Genomic DNA, 17186 nt, shown 5'->3' on the forward strand with positions numbered 1-17186 from the left:
TGCTGTTTATTTACCAGTGGAGGGATTTCTGAAAAAGTCCCAAACGAACTTCTAATTTTTTTAAAAAAATTCCAGGAAACTCCGGAAACGGTCGGGAACGGCTACGGGCGAAGCAGCAAAATGAGAAGGGCAAGAAGCCTTCCAATGCTTTCGCGCAGGCTTTGTTGGGATGTATTAAGCTGGTTTTGGACGGTCTTTCTTGAAATATCGAGCTGCTCGGCAATTTCCAGGGTGGAGAGCCCTTCCAGGTAGCGTAGCCGGAAAATTTCACGGCGCTTTTCCGGCTGCGTTTCCAGCCAGAGATGAATGCTCGATAGCAATTCGTCCCTCAAATAACCGGAATCGGCATCGTCGCTGGAAAACGCCATATAATCAAGCGGCTCTTCGAATGCAGGGAGGGTTTTTCGCTTGTGGTAAATGGCAAAAACCTGGTATTTCACCGCTCCCAGCAAATATCCACGAAGATTATCGATCTGCCGGTTCTCTCTTTTATTCCAAAGGTCGACAAAAACATCCTGGACGATTTCCTCGCTATCCGAAGCATCGCTGAGCCTTTTGTAGGCTTCATTATAGAGTTTTTTCCAGTAGCGCTCGTAAATCAAGTCGAATGCCGCCTCCGAGCCATCCATGAGCATAGCCACCAGATCTTCGTCCGCTGCATTTTCGTCGATATACATGTAAGAAAGTGTCGAGATACGAAAACAAAAATAACAAAAAAATAAAGACGTTATGTCCTATTTTTCTCCCCTACACAACATGCAAAACCGTAGAAATCAGTTTAAATCCAAGAAGCTCCGCTACCGACATTCTATATACGCAAACGACAACCCAGCCTGTAACCCTCCCATTGACAGGAAGAACGTTTTATACAAATCAGGAAGGCAACGGTTTAAGTGAACAAATCCGTCTATCATTTGGTTGACATGTGATCCAACGTCAATCGAACATTTTCGGTAAAAGCATTGACCAATACTTTGAAAACGAATTCTGCACGCTGTTCATCGAAACATCATCCCATTTCCTGTCGGCTAACATTGTTTGCACTGATCCTGCTTCCACTCATGTATGGTTGTACAATGAAAGAAGCCGCTCCAAACCAGGATTCGGCCATTTCCGGGCAAATCCAGCGTTTAGTCTTCGAGAAATATCCTGATGTCCAAAACTTATCGGGCAAGGTCGTTGAAAAAGGGAAGGTGTTTGAATTCGCATTCACCGTGGATGATGAACGGTATTCGGCCATTGTCAATAATACCGAAATCATTTCCACGGCCAGAACAAGCGGGGAGCAAATACCGGACTCTTTGGTCAGCAGACTTCAAAATTCCACGATAAAGGGAGGCACGATCTCGGATTACCGGACCATTACTCTGTTCGACGGATATGTCTCTAATCCTGCGGTAAACTACCGGTTAAACGGAATGGATTTTGTGGCATCCTTTGGCGTGTCGTCGATATACATGTCTCCTTATCCAAGATGGTACTATATTAAAAACATCAACGACCTGCCGGATCCGATTATCGATTTTATCCAAAAGCGAAGCAAGCCCAATCCTGCATTTGTTAATACGCTCACTAATTTCAATGAAGAAACCAGGCAGATGATCGCCCGAAATAACGAATTCGAATTCGGGGGAGCTACCGTCTACATTAACCTCGATGGGACAAAAACATACGATGTTATTGTCAGATTTCTGGGAGTTGATTCACAAAGCCTGCTCTTCGATCAGGATTACAATTTGACATGGGTAGGCAGTTTTAATCAGATCCGGCAATACAATGAAGATTTCACGGGGCGTAACTTCGATACTAACCTGACGCGAAAAGAGATAGCGACCTTTACTGACATTTTCGGAGCTCCCTCTCACTTCCTCAATTTCGGACTGGATGTAGGTTATAACCTGATGAGAAGCTACCGGAATGAATACGAGGGGGTTACAAGCTACATTTTCTGGCTCGATAACGGCCGGGGAGAACAATGGATGCTTCGTTATAATGCCGACAAAAAAATTGTGTTTTCTTCTTATTCGAAGCCGTGAGTGGGGTTATGCAACAAAAAAAGCACTTAGAAACTAATCTAAGTGCTTGATATTGAAGTGATCCCGTTTGGATTCGAACCAAAGACCTACTGCTTAGAAGGCAGTTGCTCTATCCAGCTGAGCTACGGGACCGATATTTCAAGTTTAAACTTTATTCTAAAAAAATAGGCAGTCAGCGATTCACAGTTTGCACTGCTACGGCTTACTGCCTTATCTTTTCTGTCGGGGAGACAGGATTCGAACCTGCGACCCTCTGGTCCCAAACCAGATGCGCTACCGGACTGCGCCACTCCCCGATAATTTTCTCCTTCTACTTTAAGAAAGAGCACTTTTTCGAACGTTCGGAAACCGCGTGGAGGAAGCGGGATTCGAACCCGCGGTACCCTTGCGAGTACGGCAGTTTAGCAAACTACTGGTTTCAGCCACTCACCCATCCCTCCTTCGTCCGTCGTTCTTGGGTGCAAATATAGCTGGTTCGTTTTCAGAAAAGCAAACATTGAAAGAAAAAAACTTCGCCAGAAGCGCGAAATGCCTATTTTTGCCCAAGTTTAAATCACACAATACGTTCATTATGAACTGGAATTACCCCTTTGAGAGCACCGAATATTTTTTTATATTTTTTTTCATTTTCGCTTACACAGCCTATATAATACGTACTGTCCGGGTTGCCCGACAGCTTCAAACGACTGCCCGGACACTCATCATTAAACTCTTTTTGCGCACTATTACCTTCTCTCTTTTGATCATTAGTCTGCTCGGGCCGTCCTTCGGGGAGGCCGAACGCGATATTCAGGCAAAGGGCAAGGATATATTTATGGTAGTAGATCTTTCGAAGTCGATGGACGCGGCAGATGTGACTCCCTCGCGCCTGGAAAAGGTAAAGTTTGAGCTGAACCGCTTCGTCGAGAACGAGCGGGCGAACCGGATCGGGATCATTATTTTTTCAAACGACGCGTACATTCACGTACCGCTCACGTACGACGCGGCCGCGCTCGAACTGTTCATCCAGTCGCTGCAAACGGATTTGCTCCCGACTAATGGCACCAATATATGCGGCGCCATTGAAATGGCCTACAACAAGCTGATGAACGCAGCCAACCCGACGAGCCGCGCCAAGATGATGGTGCTTTTCACCGACGGGGAGAACAGTTCAAGTTGCAGCAATGCATTGTTCAATAATCTACGTCGCTTCGGGATCGGGGTATATTCGGTGGCCGTGGGCACGAAGGTGGGCATCAGCATTCAGCAGAACGGCAAGCCGCTTATGGACAAGAACGACAAACTGGTGATCAGCAAACTGGATGAGAATTTCCTGCGCGGTGTCGCTAATTCGGCCCGCGGATCTTATTATGAACTCAACAATTCAAAAAACGACGTCCAGAAGATGATCAGCGACATTAACCAGGCGGAAGGCGCATTGGTGGATTCGCGGACGATCACCGTTGTTTCCAACAAGTACTATTATTTCCTGGGCGCGGCGCTGGTACTGATCTTGCTCGACGTACTAATTACTATCGGAACGTTCCGACTCTGAGCGCAATTCCCTATTTTTGCACGCAAATGTGAACCGATATGACGTCTTTGATCCTTTATGTCCTGCTCTGGCTTTGGGATAACCGTACGTTCGATTCCATTACCAAGGCAAACCAGAGAAAGCTGGATGCCGAGCAAGCCTTCCGAAAAAAAGAGTTTACGAAATCGGCCGAGCTGTACCGGCAAATCACCTACGGCTCGATCTTTTCGGATCCCGCTGCAAGGCTGAACCTGGCCCATTCATTATATAAGGCAGGCGACTACAAGCAGGCTTTGAAACATTACCGGCTACTGAGCGATATTGAGGACAATAGCATTGCCTCGGTAGCAAACGCACAGATCGCATTGATCCTTGTCAACCGAAAAGATACGGCCAGCGCTTTGACAAACCTGAGAACCGCATTGCGCCTCGAACCTGGCAATGCGCTTGCTAGGACCAATTATATTATCCTGAAAAAGAGCTTCTCGGGTGTTGATCAGCAGTCCGACATGACCACGCGGAAACGCCAGTCGAACCAGCAGCAGACAAACCAGGTACAACCGGCACCTCCGCCGGCTCCCCCGCAGGAAATACGCGAGGTGAGCGAGGATGTCAAAAAGGAAGAATTGCTCAAAAGTCTCAAGGCTATGAACATGTCCGAAGAACAGGCGAGGGCAATCCTAGATGCCATGAAATCGAACGAATCCCAATATATTTACCAGCTCCGGCGCAAGCAGTACAATGCGAAACCGGGACAAAAGAGCGAAATCGAGTGGTAATTTTACCCATAATCTAATGAACAGTATACCAGCAACCAACTTCCAGTTCCCCGGCCAGACAGGCTTTTATAAAGGGAAAGTCCGTGACGTTTATTCGTTTGAAAAACGTCTGGTGATGATCGCCACCGACCGCATTTCGGCATTCGACGTGATCCTGCCGCGCGCTATCCCATATAAAGGACAGGTTTTGAACCAGATCGCCGCGCATTTCCTGAACGCCACTTCCGACATCGTGCCCAACTGGCTCGAAGAGGTGCCGGACCCGAATGTGAGCATTGGTATCAAATGCCAGGCCTACCCGGTGGAAATGGTCGTACGTGGTTACCTGGCAGGCCATGCCTGGCGCGAATACAAAGCCGGAAAACGAGAAGTGTGCGGCGTTGCATTGCCCGAAGGTCTGAAAGAGAACGACAAACTCCCCCAGCCTATCATTACGCCTACCACCAAGGCACATGAAGGCCACGACGAAGATATTTCCCGCGAGCAGATCCTCGCGCAAGGGCTCGTGAGCGAGGACGAATACGAGCATCTCGAGCGTTACACGCTCGCCTTGTTCGCGAAAGGAACCGAAATGGCGGCCGATCAGGGCCTGATCCTGGTAGATACCAAATATGAGTTCGGCCAGCTGGATGGCACGATTTATTTGATCGACGAAATCCACACACCGGATTCCTCACGGTACTTCTACAAGGACACCTATGAGGAAAATCAGCGCGCCGGCGTGCCCCAAAAGCAGCTTAGCAAGGAATTTGTAAGGGAATGGCTCATCGAGAACGGCTTCCAGGGCAAAGAGGGCCAGACCGTGCCTGAAATGACCGACGAAAAAGTAAACTCGATCTCCGAACGCTACATCGAGCTGTTCGAGAAAGTGACAGGTATGAAGTTTCAGAAAAACAACCTGGACCACCCGCTCGAAAGGATTGAGAAGGCCATTTTGCGTGCGATTGCCTGAGGCGGACTACTCACTTAGCAAAAAATTGTTTGACGAAACGACAACCGAAATGGATTTTAAACTGGAAAAGAAAGAACAATACGTCTATATCGAAACGGATGCAGCCGCTTTCGCCGGTGATGTGCCCGCAGCGTTTGAAGAAACGGCGCGTGGCCTCTTCCGCGAAGGCTACCACAGCCTGATTGTGAACATGCAGACCGTGAAGTCACTGGACGCGACAGGAATCACGACATTAAAGAAGGTAAACCGCCTCTGCGCGAACGACCTCGGCCTACTCGTGATCGTAACCCGCGACGACGATTTCATGGACACGCTGGAAGACCTGCGTATTCCCGACCTCACCGTTCTGCCCACCAAAGAGGAGGCGATCGACGCTGTTTTCATGCACAGCCTTGAAAACGAGTTCGGTGCGGGCGATGACGATTATGACGACGAAGATTACGAAGGTGTGAGCGAATCGAAAGAGCCTTAATATTTGAATAGTATAATTTTCAGTCACTTACCAAAACGTCCCGCCGATATCCGGCGGGACGTTTTTTTGATGCCATTCTTACATTTTTTATATTTTCCTTAGGCGCTTTTTGTAATCCTCCAAGGCACAGAAAACGACGTTTGCAGCTTTCCAAAATGGTAACCAATACGGGTATTCGTTACATGTTTATCAATATTTTGATAATAATTGTAATAATTCGGCCAAATGCGTATTAGTGATAGAAAATTTTGCCATTCCCATAATAAGCCAAATATTTTTTATGGGTATATTGCGTGGCTTTACCCAAAACATCACACACTGGCGTTTTCGCTTTCCTTTTAAAGTGCTTATTTAAACAGATTCTAATTACGAATTTGTTAATTACCTACAATTCGATAAATGTCGCAAATGTCTGAACAAATGGTAGAAAATCAGGGACTGTACCGCCCGGAATTTGAGCATGATGCATGTGGAATCGGTTTCCGGGCTAACATCAAGGGTCGTAAGTCGCACCAGATCGTGGCTGATGCCATTCATATGCTCGAAAGGATGGAGCATAGGGGTGCAACTGGTTTTGACCCTAACACCGGAGACGGTGCTGGTATTTTAATTCAGATCCCTCACGAGTTCTTTGTAGAAGAATCTACCAAGTTAGGCTTCCACTTGCCGCCGGCAGGTGAGTATGGTGTGGGGATGATCTTTTTCCCGGGCAACGAGCTTGCCAGGGAGGAAAGCAGGGATATCCTGAACCGAAAGATCAAAATGCTGGGCCTCCAACTGCTCGGCTACCGAAAGGTACCTACCCTGAACAACACCCTGGGTGAAGGCTCTCTCTCCGTTGAACCGGCAGTAGAGCAGGTTTTCATTAAACGTCCGGACGACATTACGGATGACATGGCGTTTGAACGCAAGCTGTTCATCCTCCGCCAGGTTTCTGCACGAATCATCAAAGACACGGTAAAGGGCGCGAAAAACTTCTATTTCTCGTCGCTTTCATGCCGTACCATCTCATACAAGGGACAGCTCACTACTGCCCAGCTGAAATATTACTTCCCGGACCTGGAAAACGAATCGGTCGTATCTGCATTGGCAGTTGTACACTCGCGTTTTTCTACTAATACCTTCCCTTCATGGGAGCTGGCCCAGCCGTTCCGCTACATTGCGCACAATGGGGAGATCAACACCGTGAAAGGAAACGTGAACTGGATCCGCGCCGGGGAAAAATCTTTCGAGTCGAAATTCTTCACCAAAGAAGAAATGGATATGCTCCTGCCGATTTGCGACAGGAATCAGTCCGACTCCGCCAACCTTGACAATGCGATCGAATTGCTGCACCTTTCTGGCCGCTCATTACCACACGTGATGATGATGCTGATCCCCGAAGCATGGGACGGCAATGAGCAGATGGACCCGGAACGTAAGGCATTCTACGAATACCACGCTGCCATTATGGAGCCGTGGGACGGTCCGGCGTCGATCTCATTCACCGACGGTAAAATGGTAGGCGCTACGCTCGACCGCAACGGTCTGCGCCCGTCGCGCTACTGGGTACTCGACGACGATACCATCATCATGGGTTCGGAAGCGGGTGTGCTGGAAGTGGATCAGTCGAGAGTTGTGACCAAAGGCCGCCTGCAACCCGGACGTATGTTCGTGGTGGATATGGAACAGGGCCGCATTGTTCCTGACGAAGAAATCAAGAAGCAAATCTGTACCGCGCAGCCTTACCAACAATGGCTGGACGAGAACAAACTGCACGTGGACGCGCTCGATCACCCGATCCGCACTTACCGCGCATATGACGAGAATGCATTGCTGAAACGCCAGGTGGCATTCGGTTATACTTCGGAAGACCTACGCATGATCCTCGGCCCCATGGCTCAGACCGGTATGGAAGCGATTGGTTCAATGGGTACCGATTCTCCGCTGGCAGTTCTCTCGGATCAGTCTCAGCATTTGTCTACCTATTTCAAACAGCTTTTCGCACAGGTTACCAACCCGCCGATCGACTCGATTCGCGAGCGTGCGATTATGTCTCTGATCTCTTTCGTAGGCAGCACCGAGAACATTCTGACCGAGACGCCAAAACACTGCCGCCAGATCGCATTGCCGCATCCGATCCTTTCGGTGCAGGAATTCGATAAGCTGCGTTTTGTAGATAAAGACGGCTTCCAGGCCAAAACCATCAACACCTACTTCCGCGCCGATGAAGGAGGAAAAGCGCTGGAAAGAGCATTGGAAAGAATCTGCCGTTACGCGGTAGATGCGATCGAAGACGGATTTGAGATCCTCATCCTCTCCGACCGCGCCATCGACTCCGACCACGCCCCGATCCCTTCATTGCTCGCCACCGCGACCATTCACCACCATTTGATCCGCGAAGGATTGCGTGGCAAGGTAGGTCTGTTGGTGGAAGCGGGAGATGTCTGGGAAACCCATCACGTAGCGACGTTGATCGGCTACGGCGCTGCGGGTATCTGCCCTTACATGGCATTCGAAACGCTTTCGTACATGAACCGCAAGGGCATGATCGAAGGCGAGTTCACTGATGAAAAACTGCATTACAACTACATCAAGGCCGTTAACAAGGAGCTTTTGAAGATATTCTCGAAAATGGGAATCTCTACCCTGCAGTCATACCAGGGTGCGCAAATCTTCGAATGCGTGGGCTTGAACAAGGACGTAATCGACAAATATTTCACAGGAACCATTTCGCGTATCAGCGGTATGGGTATTCCTGAGATTGCACGCGAGATCCTGGTGCGTCACAAAGTGGCTTACCACGAGAGCGCGGAGCAAAAGCCAAGACTCGAAGTGGGTGGTGTTTACCAATGGAAACAACGTGGTGAAGCGCACATTTTCAACCCGCAGTCGGTGCATTTGCTGCAACAAGCTACCCGCAATGCAAGCTACGAGCAGTTCAAGAAATACTCTAAACTGATCGACGACCAGAGCCACAAGGCGCTGACATTACGCGGACTTTTGAGATTCAAAAAAGGCAACCCGATTCCATTGAGCGAGGTAGAGCCGGTTGAAAATATCTTCAAACGCTTCGCTACCGGTGCGATGTCCTTCGGATCTATTTCCTGGGAAGCGCACACGACGCTGGCGATTGCGATGAACCGCATTGGCGGTAAGTCCAACTCCGGAGAAGGCGGCGAAGACGAACTGCGTTACAACAAGCTGCCGAACGGCGACAGCATGAACTCGCAGATCAAACAGGTTGCTTCGGGACGTTTTGGTGTAACCAGCCATTACCTGAGCAATGCGGGAGAGCTGCAAATCAAAACTGCGCAAGGTGCCAAGCCGGGTGAAGGTGGCCAGCTTCCGGGCTTCAAAGTGGACGACTGGATCGGCCGTACCCGTCACTCGACGCCGGGTGTAGGGCTTATCTCCCCTCCTCCTCACCACGACATTTACTCGATCGAGGATTTGGCGCAGCTGATTTTCGACCTTAAAAATGCCAACCGCGCCGCACGTATCAGCGTGAAGCTGGTGTCGGAAGCCGGTGTAGGAACCGTAGCATCCGGTGTTGCGAAAGCACACGCCGACCACATCCTGATCTCGGGTTACGACGGTGGTACCGGTGCCTCTCCATTGAGCTCGATCCGCCACGCGGGTCTGCCGTGGGAGCTTGGTTTGGCCGAAACGCACCAGACATTGGTACGCAACAAATTGCGCGGACGGGTAACCGTTCAGGCCGACGGACAGCTCCGTACCGGCCGCGACCTCGCGATCGCCGCATTACTCGGTGCCGAAGAATGGGGTGTAGCAACCGCTGCATTGGTAGCTGCCGGCTGTATCATGATGCGTAAATGCCACCTGAACACCTGTCCGGTGGGTGTGGCCACGCAGCGCAAAGAACTCCGTGCATTGTTCTCGGGCAAACCCGAGCACGTAGTGAACATGTTTACCTACATGGCGGAAGAGCTGCGCGAGATCATGGCCCAGTTGGGTTTCAGAACTGTGAACGAAATGGTGGGTCAGGCTCAGTACCTTGAACTGCGCAATGATATCAAACATTGGAAATACAAAAATCTGAACTTCGACGCGATCCTGTACAAAGAAGGCGACCTTTCGGTGGCCCAATTCAAGCAGGAAGAGCAGGATCACGGTATCGACGCCATCCTCGACCTCGACCTGATCCGTTCGGCGCAGCCCGCATTGGAGAACAAGGATGAGGTTTACGCAGAATTCCCGATCAACAACCTCAACCGGTCGGTGGGAACCATGCTTTCGAATGAAATCTCGAAGAAATATGGCGGTGTGGGCTTGCCAACCGGCAATATCCACTTCAAATTCCGCGGTACAGCGGGCCAGAGCTTCGGTGCATTCAACACCTTAGGCGTACGCCTCGAACTGGAAGGTGACGCGAACGACTACTTCGGAAAAGGCCTTTGCGGCGCCGAACTGATCGTGTACCCCGACAGAGATGCGAAGTTCAAGCCGGAAGAGAACATCATCATCGGTAACGTGGCATTCTACGGGGCTACTTCGGGTGATGCCTACATCCGCGGAACCGCGGGCGAGCGCTTCTGCGTACGTAACTCGGGTGCGAAGGTGGTAGTAGAAGGTGTCGGCGACCACGGTCTGGAATACATGACGGGCGGTCTGGCGATCATCCTCGGCGAAACTGGCCGCAACTTCGCGGCAGGTATGTCCGGCGGTGTGGCTTACGTGCTCGACAAAAACGGAACCTTCGAAGAGAAAGTAAATAAAGAAATGGTGTCGCTGGAAGCGCTTACGGATGAAGACAAAGGCATCCTGCGCGAGTACCTGGATAAACACTTCCAGTACACGACCAGCAACATCGCTTTCCAACTGATCCAGAACTGGGAAGAATCTGTGAAGCAATTTGTGAAAGTAATGCCATCCGACTTCCGCAAAGCGCTGGAAGGACGCGGTATCACGCTCGCACAGCAGATTGCCGATAAGAACGTGGTGTACAAAGACATCGTCGTAGACGTGGTACACCAGTAATTTTCAGTTTCAAGATCAACTATCAGAATTTTTTAAATCAGTAATAAGAATGGGAAAACCAACCGGATTTTTAGAGTTTGAAAGGGAGTTGCCGAAAAAAAGAAGCGTAGAAGAGCGTCTGAAAGACTACCGTGAGATTGAAACCGCACCGACCGACTCTAATTCCAAACAGCAGGCAGCCCGTTGTATGGACTGCGGAATTCCTTTTTGCCATAATGGTTGTCCGCTGGGCAACATCATCCCCGAGTTCAACGACGCGGTGTATGATGAAAACTGGGGACTGGCTTACGAAATATTAGCGTCTACCAACAACTTTCCTGAATTCACAGGACGCATTTGCCCAGCTCCTTGCGAAGCATCCTGCGTACTGGGTATCAACAAGCCGCCGGTAGCGATCGAGTACATCGAGAAATCGATCATCGAAAAAGCATTCGAATTGGGTTTGGTCAAACCACGCATTCCGAAAACCCGCACCGGCAAAAAAGTGGCGGTGGTAGGTTCAGGACCTGCGGGTATGGCTGCGGCTTATCAGCTCAACCAGGCTGGTCACTCGGTAGTATTGCTCGAAAGAGCGGATAAAATCGGGGGTCTGGTACGCTATGGTATCCCTGATTTCAAGCTAGATAAAAGCATTATCGACCGTCGTCTTGCGGTTATGGAAGCGGAAGGCGTTGAATTCCGTACCGGCGTGAATGTAGGTGTGGATATCAAAGCCGAAGAACTTCAAAATGAATTCGACGCGGTGCTTCTGACCGTTGGATCGACTGTCCCCCGTGACGTAAAAATCCAGGGCCGTCAGTTCAAAGGCGTTCACTTCGCGATGGAATTCCTGAGCCAGCAGAACAAGCGCGTAGCGGGTATCGACCGGGTAGTAGATCACCGCGGCGTAGCATATGCGAATGGCGAAATACTAGCTACCGACAAGCACGTAGTGGTCATTGGTGGTGGCGATACAGGTTCCGACTGCGTGGGTACTTCGGGCCGTCACGGTGCGAAATCCGTTACGCAGATCGAACTCATGCCGATTCCTCCGAAAGAGCGTGATGCGAGCACGCCTTGGCCAAACTGGCCGATGATGCTCCGCACATCGACCTCGCACGAGGAAGGCTGCGACAGGCACTGGTCTATCAACACCAAAGAATTCATCGGTGATGAGAACGGGAACCTGACCGCATTGAAAATCGTCGATCTCGACTGGCAGAAAGACCCTGAAACGGGCCGTATGCAAATGAGAGAAGTAGAAGGCAGCGAGCGTACCATCCCATGCGACCTGGCATTCCTGGCAGCCGGCTTCCTGCACCCGCAGCAAGAAGGCTTGTTGAACGACCTCGACCTGGAATTCGACGAGCGCGGCAACATCAAAACCAACGGGTACCAATCGACTTCCAACGAGAAGATTTTCGCAGCCGGCGACTGCCGCCGTGGACAATCGCTCGTGGTATGGGCGATCAGCGAAGGTCGCGAAGCGGCACGTTCGGTAGACGAGTACCTGATGGGCGAGTCATTCCTCGAAGCCAAGGCTGTATCCATGTTGAATCCTGTGTTTGCGCATGCGTAATTGACACAAGATTTAAGCCAGCCTCTATATATTGTTATTGCAAGAAAGCTGCCCCAACCGGCAGCTTCTTGTTTTATATCCCTTTATATTTGAAGTGCAAATTTCATCGACAGCATGTTCCTGCATCATTCTCCATTCTGGCTGAAAGCATTTTTCCCCGGTTTTACCTGGCATATTCCTACGCAAGAGAAAAGCATTTTCCTGACGTTCGACGACGGGCCTATTCCTGACATTACCGAAAATGTGCTGGAACTGCTGGACAGATTCAATGCAAAAGCCACGTTTTTCAGCATTGGCAACAATGTGCTCAAACACCCCGACGTGTACGAAATGGTCAGAAATGGCGGGCATTCGATCGGTAACCACACATTCAACCATATGAACGGTTGGAAAACCGAAGACGCAATTTACCTCGAAAATATCCGGCAATGCACTGAGCAGCTGAACCTCGAAACCAGACTGTTCCGCCCGCCTTATGGCCGCATTAAGAAGAGCCAGTCGAGAATGGTTTTGCGCGACAAGCAAATCATCATGTGGGACGTCCTTAGTGGCGACTTTTCAGCCGAAATCAGCCCTGAAATTTGTCTAAAAAAATCCATCCAACACACCCGCCCCGGCTCTATCGTGCTATTTCACGATAGCATTAAGGCATCAAAGAATATGCTTTATGCATTACCGAGGTATCTGGAAACTTTTACGGAACGAGGGTACAGGTTTGAAGCGTTGAAAATGCAGTAGGCTTTAAGCTGTACGCTTTAAGCTGTAAGCCTTAGGCATTTCATGTTCTGCCCAACTATTTAAATAACTTAACTCCAAAAAGCTTAAAGCTTACGGCTTATAGCTTAAAGCATAAAATCGCTTACAGCCCCAAAATGATAGATTCGCACGCCCACATATACAGCGGCGATTACGCCGAAGACCGCACTGCAATGCTCGACCGTGCCTGGAATGCCGGTATCGAGCAGATATGGATGCCCAACTGCGACCACGAGACCATCGACGGCATGCTCGAACTCGCCGAAAAATACCCCGGCAAATGCCTCCCGATGATCGGACTGCACCCAACTTATGTGAAGGCAGGTTTTGAAAAAGAATTGCAGATCATGGAGGAATGGCTGGGCAAATATGAGTTTATCGCCATCGGGGAGATCGGGATGGACCTTTTCTGGGACGTTACGTTTAAAGAACAGCAGGAAAAAGCATTTTTATACCAATGCGGCCTCGCTCGCAGGCACAACCTCTGGATCGACATTCATAGCCGGAGCGCGTTTTGGGAAACAGTAAAACTCATCGAAGATTTCGCCGATCCTGCATTGACCGGCATTTTCCATTGCTTCACCGGCACGCTGGAAGAAGCGCGGAAAGCCATTGAACTCGGTTTCAAGCTTGGTATCGGAGGCGTGGCTACATTTAAGAATGGAGGTTTGGATAAAGTGATCCCACATGTCGGCATCGAACATTTAGTACTCGAAACCGACGCGCCCTACCTTGCGCCCGTCCCCTACCGCGGCAAACGCAACGAAGTCGCCTATATCGACCTCGTAGCCCAACGCGTAGCCGATTTGAAAGAAATGACCAAAGCCGACGTGATCGCCGCCACTACCGCGAACGCGAAAAGCATGCTCAACAAACTATCCTAATGAGTTATACCAAAATACACATCAACCCCATTTCTCCCGAACCTACCACCGGTTCCGTCCTTGTAATTTATACAGGAGGCACACTCGGGATGGTGTACGAAACGAAAGGCAAGCAGCTCGTGCCATTCAACTTCCAGCAGATCATCGAGAAAGTGCCGGAAATCAGTCGGCTCGATTTCGACATTACCTTCCTCTCGCTTTCCGAGCCGATTGATTCATCGAACATGCATCCGTCGATCTGGATCGAACTGGCGACCATTATTGAGGAGCATTACGAGCAGTTCGACAGCTTTGTGATCCTGCACGGCACTGATACGATGGCTTACACGGCGTCCGCGTTGAGTTACCTGCTCGAAAACCTCAACAAACCCGTGATCCTCACGGGCGCGCAGCTGCCCATAGGCGTGGCCCGCTCGGACGCGCGCGAGAACGTGATTACCGCGTTGGAACTCGCTGCGGCCAAGAATGCAGAAGGGCATCCGATCATCACAGAGGTTTGCATTTATTTTAATTCCAACCTGCTCCGCGGTAACCGTTCCAAAAAGAAGGAAAGCTCGGATTTCAATGCATTTCATTCCGAAAATTACCCCGCACTCGCGAATGCAGGCGTAAATATCGAATACAACCTGCCGTACATTAAGCCTTACAAACCTGGCTTGAAACTAAAAGTCCACAAAAGCTTCGACAGTAATGTGGCCTTCCTGAAGATGTTCCCGGGCATCAGCCAGCGGGTCGTGGAATCGATCCTGAACATCGATGGCCTGCGCGGTATTGTGCTCGAAACCTACGGCGCCGGCAACGCCACCACTGAGCCCTGGTTCCTGAATGCGATCAGCAACGCCATTGAGCGCGACATCGTGATCTTCAACGTCTCCCAATGCGACGGCGGCCGCGTAGCGCAAGGCCAGTACCAAACCAGCAAGTTCCTGCAACAGATCGGCGTCATCAGCGGCTCAGACATTACCGCAGAAGCCGCCATCACCAAAATGATGTACGTTTTCGCCTGCGAACGTCCCGGCGGCGCGTGCATCGACCTGCTCGGCAAACCATTGCGCGGAGAAATGAGTATTTGATTTGGGCGCAGGGTTTGGAAACAAGAATCTCTTACTTATATTTGCACCCCGATAGAGAGGTGCCCGAGTGGTTGAAGGGGCTACCCTGGAAAGGTAGTATGTGGGTAACTGCATCGAGAGTTCGAATCTCTTCCTCTCTGCAAAATGCCTCTGCTGGTAACAGCAGGGGCGTTTTTCGTTTTCGGGACAATTAGCGGGACAGAAGGCGATCATCTGAAACTTCCAAAGAAACCGAGCAATGAAGTTAATGGCTACTGTTTGGCAGCATTGAATCATCCACTTCTAATTCCTCACAAATTTGGAATTCAAACCGCTATCAGATACAAGAACGTAGGCCCCGCTGGCAGGACACTGATCGGAATAGTCGCTTTCTCAGCATTGAATCTCATTTGCATTACCTGCCGCCCGCAACTATCGAATATTTTCAAATATCCTCTCGCTTCCCCGAGATGGTTACCGGGCTGGTAGCCGGGTTGGGATGTAACCTTGACGCAATGCCGCAAGAGGGGAAACCACACGTTATAGGAAGAATACAAACTTGTTAAAAGTTTGTTGGAACGATTCTTGGTTATTTACTTTACCCTACCTACGAGAGGTTGGGACAGTAAACTGTTTTAAATGGCATCAGGATTTTTCGCAATACTCGACGATATAGCCGCACTTATGGACGATGTCGCGTTGGCTACCAAAATGGCTACACGCAAGACAGCCGGAATTTTAGGGGATGACCTGGCGGTTAATGCAGAAAAGGCAACTGGATTTCTGGCAGAAAGAGAGCTCCCAATCCTTTGGGCGATTACCAAAGGGTCATTGATAAACAAACTAATTATCGTCCCGATCGCGCTCCTGCTCAACGCGTTCGCTCCGGTAGCCATCACCTACATACTTATTTTAGGAGGATGTTACCTGGCTTACGAAGGGGTCGAAAAAATCATAGAATTTTTCATTAAACCCAAACACGGTACACCCGTGGCAGCAATGCAGGAAAAGCCGCAAATACCCGCAGCGGAACAGGAGGGGGCCAAAGTCAAATCAGCCATTACAACAGACTTTATCCTTTCCGTTGAAATTGTAATCATCGCGCTGGGTGCTGTTGCAACCCAACAATCGATGATACAAATCATCACCGTTTCTGCGGTCGCTTTGATTGCCACTGTCGGGGTGTATGGGATTGTAGCATTGATTGTCAGGATGGATGACTTAGGGTATAGCCTCATTCGCAGAACAAATAACTCCGGACCGCTTGCAAAGGTTGGGAATTCGCTTGTTTTGGGGTTACCGGTTATCATCCGTGTCCTGGGCGTGGTAGGGACTTTGGCACTTTTATTGGTTGCAGGCGGTATATTTGCGCATAACATTCAATTCTTACACGACGTTTATCCAGGTCTTCCGGACATCATCAAAGAATTCGTGCTTGGAATAATAGCTGGTCTACTGGTGGCCATAGTTGTAAGCTTCTTTAAACGAATTGTCAAAACGTTCAATAAGTAGGAAGGGCTACGTAATGCATCCATTACACCGGTTTCTCACATTGACTAACGGTACAAAAGACAATACCGCCCTATCAATGGGGAATGGCTGTGACGCCTGAATTCTCCTGCAATGTAGGACTTCGTACTAATCCCTATGGCACGCAAGCTCGTTCAAAAGTCAATTTCCATACAGGCACCCGCCGAGAGAATCTGGCGGGTTATCACTGACGTGCAATACAATAGCATTTGGCTTACCGCTTTGGGCAAGAGGAGCATCCCGCACACCGACTGGCAGGAAGGAAGTAAGGCAATTTTCGTCGATGGTTCTCAAACCGGTTTGATCACCGGGATCAGAGAGGTCCGGCCTTTTGAAAAAATACGCATGCAGAACGTCGGTATCATCACCAACGGTAAAGAGGATTATACAAGTGACGCTGCAGTGGAGAGCCGGGAGTTCTTTGAACAGTATCTTCTGACGCCCGAAAACGGATCGGTCAGGATGCATGTTGAGGTAACTGTGGAAGACGATTTCTATAACGAAGTGTCGGACTGCTGGGTGAACGCACTCGAAATGATCAAAAAACTGGCCGAATCGCAGGCGCCGGCTGGTATGCCTTGATCGCCGCCAGGTATTAACCTGCCTGCGGTCAATGTGGCACGCTTATTTACGGGTTTGCCCGATTTAAACCCCTAACGCGGGGTTAGTACTGA

13 protein-coding genes and 4 tRNA genes are annotated in these 17186 nt (G+C 49.9%); 13 read left to right on the top strand and 4 right to left on the bottom strand.

Features of this window, described 5'->3' with window-relative positions; translation table 11 throughout:
- Window positions 1–101: 101 nt before the first annotated feature.
- Window positions 102–677 (bottom strand): RNA polymerase sigma factor, encoded by a 576-nt coding sequence (locus AC2YIT_RS16510; protein ID WP_487279870.1) that lies wholly within the window; start codon window positions 675–677, stop codon window positions 102–104.
- Between the two features lie 357 nt (window positions 678–1034).
- On the opposite strand from AC2YIT_RS16510, the gene AC2YIT_RS16515 reads away from it, so the two are divergent.
- Window positions 1035–2036 (top strand): hypothetical protein, encoded by a 1002-nt coding sequence (locus AC2YIT_RS16515; RefSeq protein WP_487279871.1) that lies wholly within the window; start codon window positions 1035–1037, stop codon window positions 2034–2036.
- 58 nt (window positions 2037–2094) lie between these two features.
- Here AC2YIT_RS16515 and AC2YIT_RS16520 read toward each other — a convergent pair.
- The 3 genes from AC2YIT_RS16520 to AC2YIT_RS16530 all read right to left on the bottom strand — a co-directional run bounded on the left by AC2YIT_RS16520 (window position 2095) and on the right by AC2YIT_RS16530 (window position 2476).
- Window positions 2095–2168 (bottom strand) — tRNA-Arg (locus AC2YIT_RS16520).
- Window positions 2169–2258: 90 nt separating this feature from the next.
- A tRNA-Pro gene (locus tag AC2YIT_RS16525) sits at window positions 2259–2332 on the bottom strand.
- Between the two features lie 57 nt (window positions 2333–2389).
- Window positions 2390–2476 (bottom strand) — tRNA-Ser (locus tag AC2YIT_RS16530).
- A gap of 275 nt (window positions 2477–2751) precedes the next feature.
- Here AC2YIT_RS16530 and AC2YIT_RS16535 point away from each other — a divergent pair.
- From AC2YIT_RS16535 to AC2YIT_RS16590, 12 genes are all read left to right on the top strand, one after another.
- A complete protein-coding gene (locus AC2YIT_RS16535) occupies window positions 2752–3570 on the top strand; it encodes a vWA domain-containing protein (RefSeq protein WP_487279872.1) in 819 nt (272 codons plus the stop codon).
- Between the two features lie 38 nt (window positions 3571–3608).
- Window positions 3609–4328 (top strand): hypothetical protein, encoded by a 720-nt coding sequence (locus AC2YIT_RS16540; RefSeq protein ID WP_487279873.1) that lies wholly within the window; start codon window positions 3609–3611, stop codon window positions 4326–4328.
- A gap of 16 nt (window positions 4329–4344) precedes the next feature.
- Window positions 4345–5280: a phosphoribosylaminoimidazolesuccinocarboxamide synthase gene (locus AC2YIT_RS16545; protein ID WP_430848755.1), complete on the top strand. Its 936-nt coding sequence runs from the start codon at window positions 4345–4347 to the stop codon at window positions 5278–5280.
- 49 nt (window positions 5281–5329) lie between these two features.
- On the top strand, window positions 5330–5752 hold the full coding sequence (locus AC2YIT_RS16550; RefSeq protein WP_430848757.1) for an STAS domain-containing protein: 423 nt from the start codon (window positions 5330–5332) through the stop codon (window positions 5750–5752).
- Window positions 5753–6151: 399 nt separating this feature from the next.
- Window positions 6152–10732, top strand: a complete 4581-nt coding sequence (gltB, locus tag AC2YIT_RS16555) for a glutamate synthase large subunit (protein WP_487279874.1) — start codon at window positions 6152–6154, stop codon at window positions 10730–10732.
- 49 nt (window positions 10733–10781) lie between these two features.
- Window positions 10782–12290, top strand: a complete 1509-nt coding sequence (locus AC2YIT_RS16560) for a glutamate synthase subunit beta (RefSeq protein ID WP_487279875.1) — start codon at window positions 10782–10784, stop codon at window positions 12288–12290.
- A 114-nt stretch (window positions 12291–12404) separates the two neighbouring features.
- A complete protein-coding gene (locus AC2YIT_RS16565; protein ID WP_487279876.1) occupies window positions 12405–13028 on the top strand; it encodes a polysaccharide deacetylase family protein in 624 nt (207 codons plus the stop codon).
- A 134-nt stretch (window positions 13029–13162) separates the two neighbouring features.
- Complete coding sequence (locus tag AC2YIT_RS16570) at window positions 13163–13930, top strand: TatD family hydrolase (protein WP_487279877.1); 768 nt, start codon at window positions 13163–13165, stop codon at window positions 13928–13930.
- A complete protein-coding gene (locus tag AC2YIT_RS16575) occupies window positions 13930–15003 on the top strand; it encodes an asparaginase (protein WP_430848767.1) in 1074 nt (357 codons plus the stop codon). The genes AC2YIT_RS16570 and AC2YIT_RS16575 overlap by 1 nt, the downstream gene beginning before the upstream one ends.
- A gap of 53 nt (window positions 15004–15056) precedes the next feature.
- Window positions 15057–15143: transfer RNA gene (locus AC2YIT_RS16580), tRNA-Ser, on the top strand.
- A gap of 478 nt (window positions 15144–15621) precedes the next feature.
- Complete coding sequence (locus AC2YIT_RS16585) at window positions 15622–16494, top strand: DUF808 domain-containing protein (protein WP_487279878.1); 873 nt, start codon at window positions 15622–15624, stop codon at window positions 16492–16494.
- Between the two features lie 135 nt (window positions 16495–16629).
- Entirely contained in the window at window positions 16630–17094 is a 465-nt protein-coding gene (locus tag AC2YIT_RS16590) for an SRPBCC family protein (RefSeq protein WP_487279879.1), read from the top strand.
- The last annotated feature ends 92 nt before the right edge of the window (window positions 17095–17186 follow it).

It is taken from the genome of Dyadobacter sp. SRI_021, from assembly GCF_057586235.1.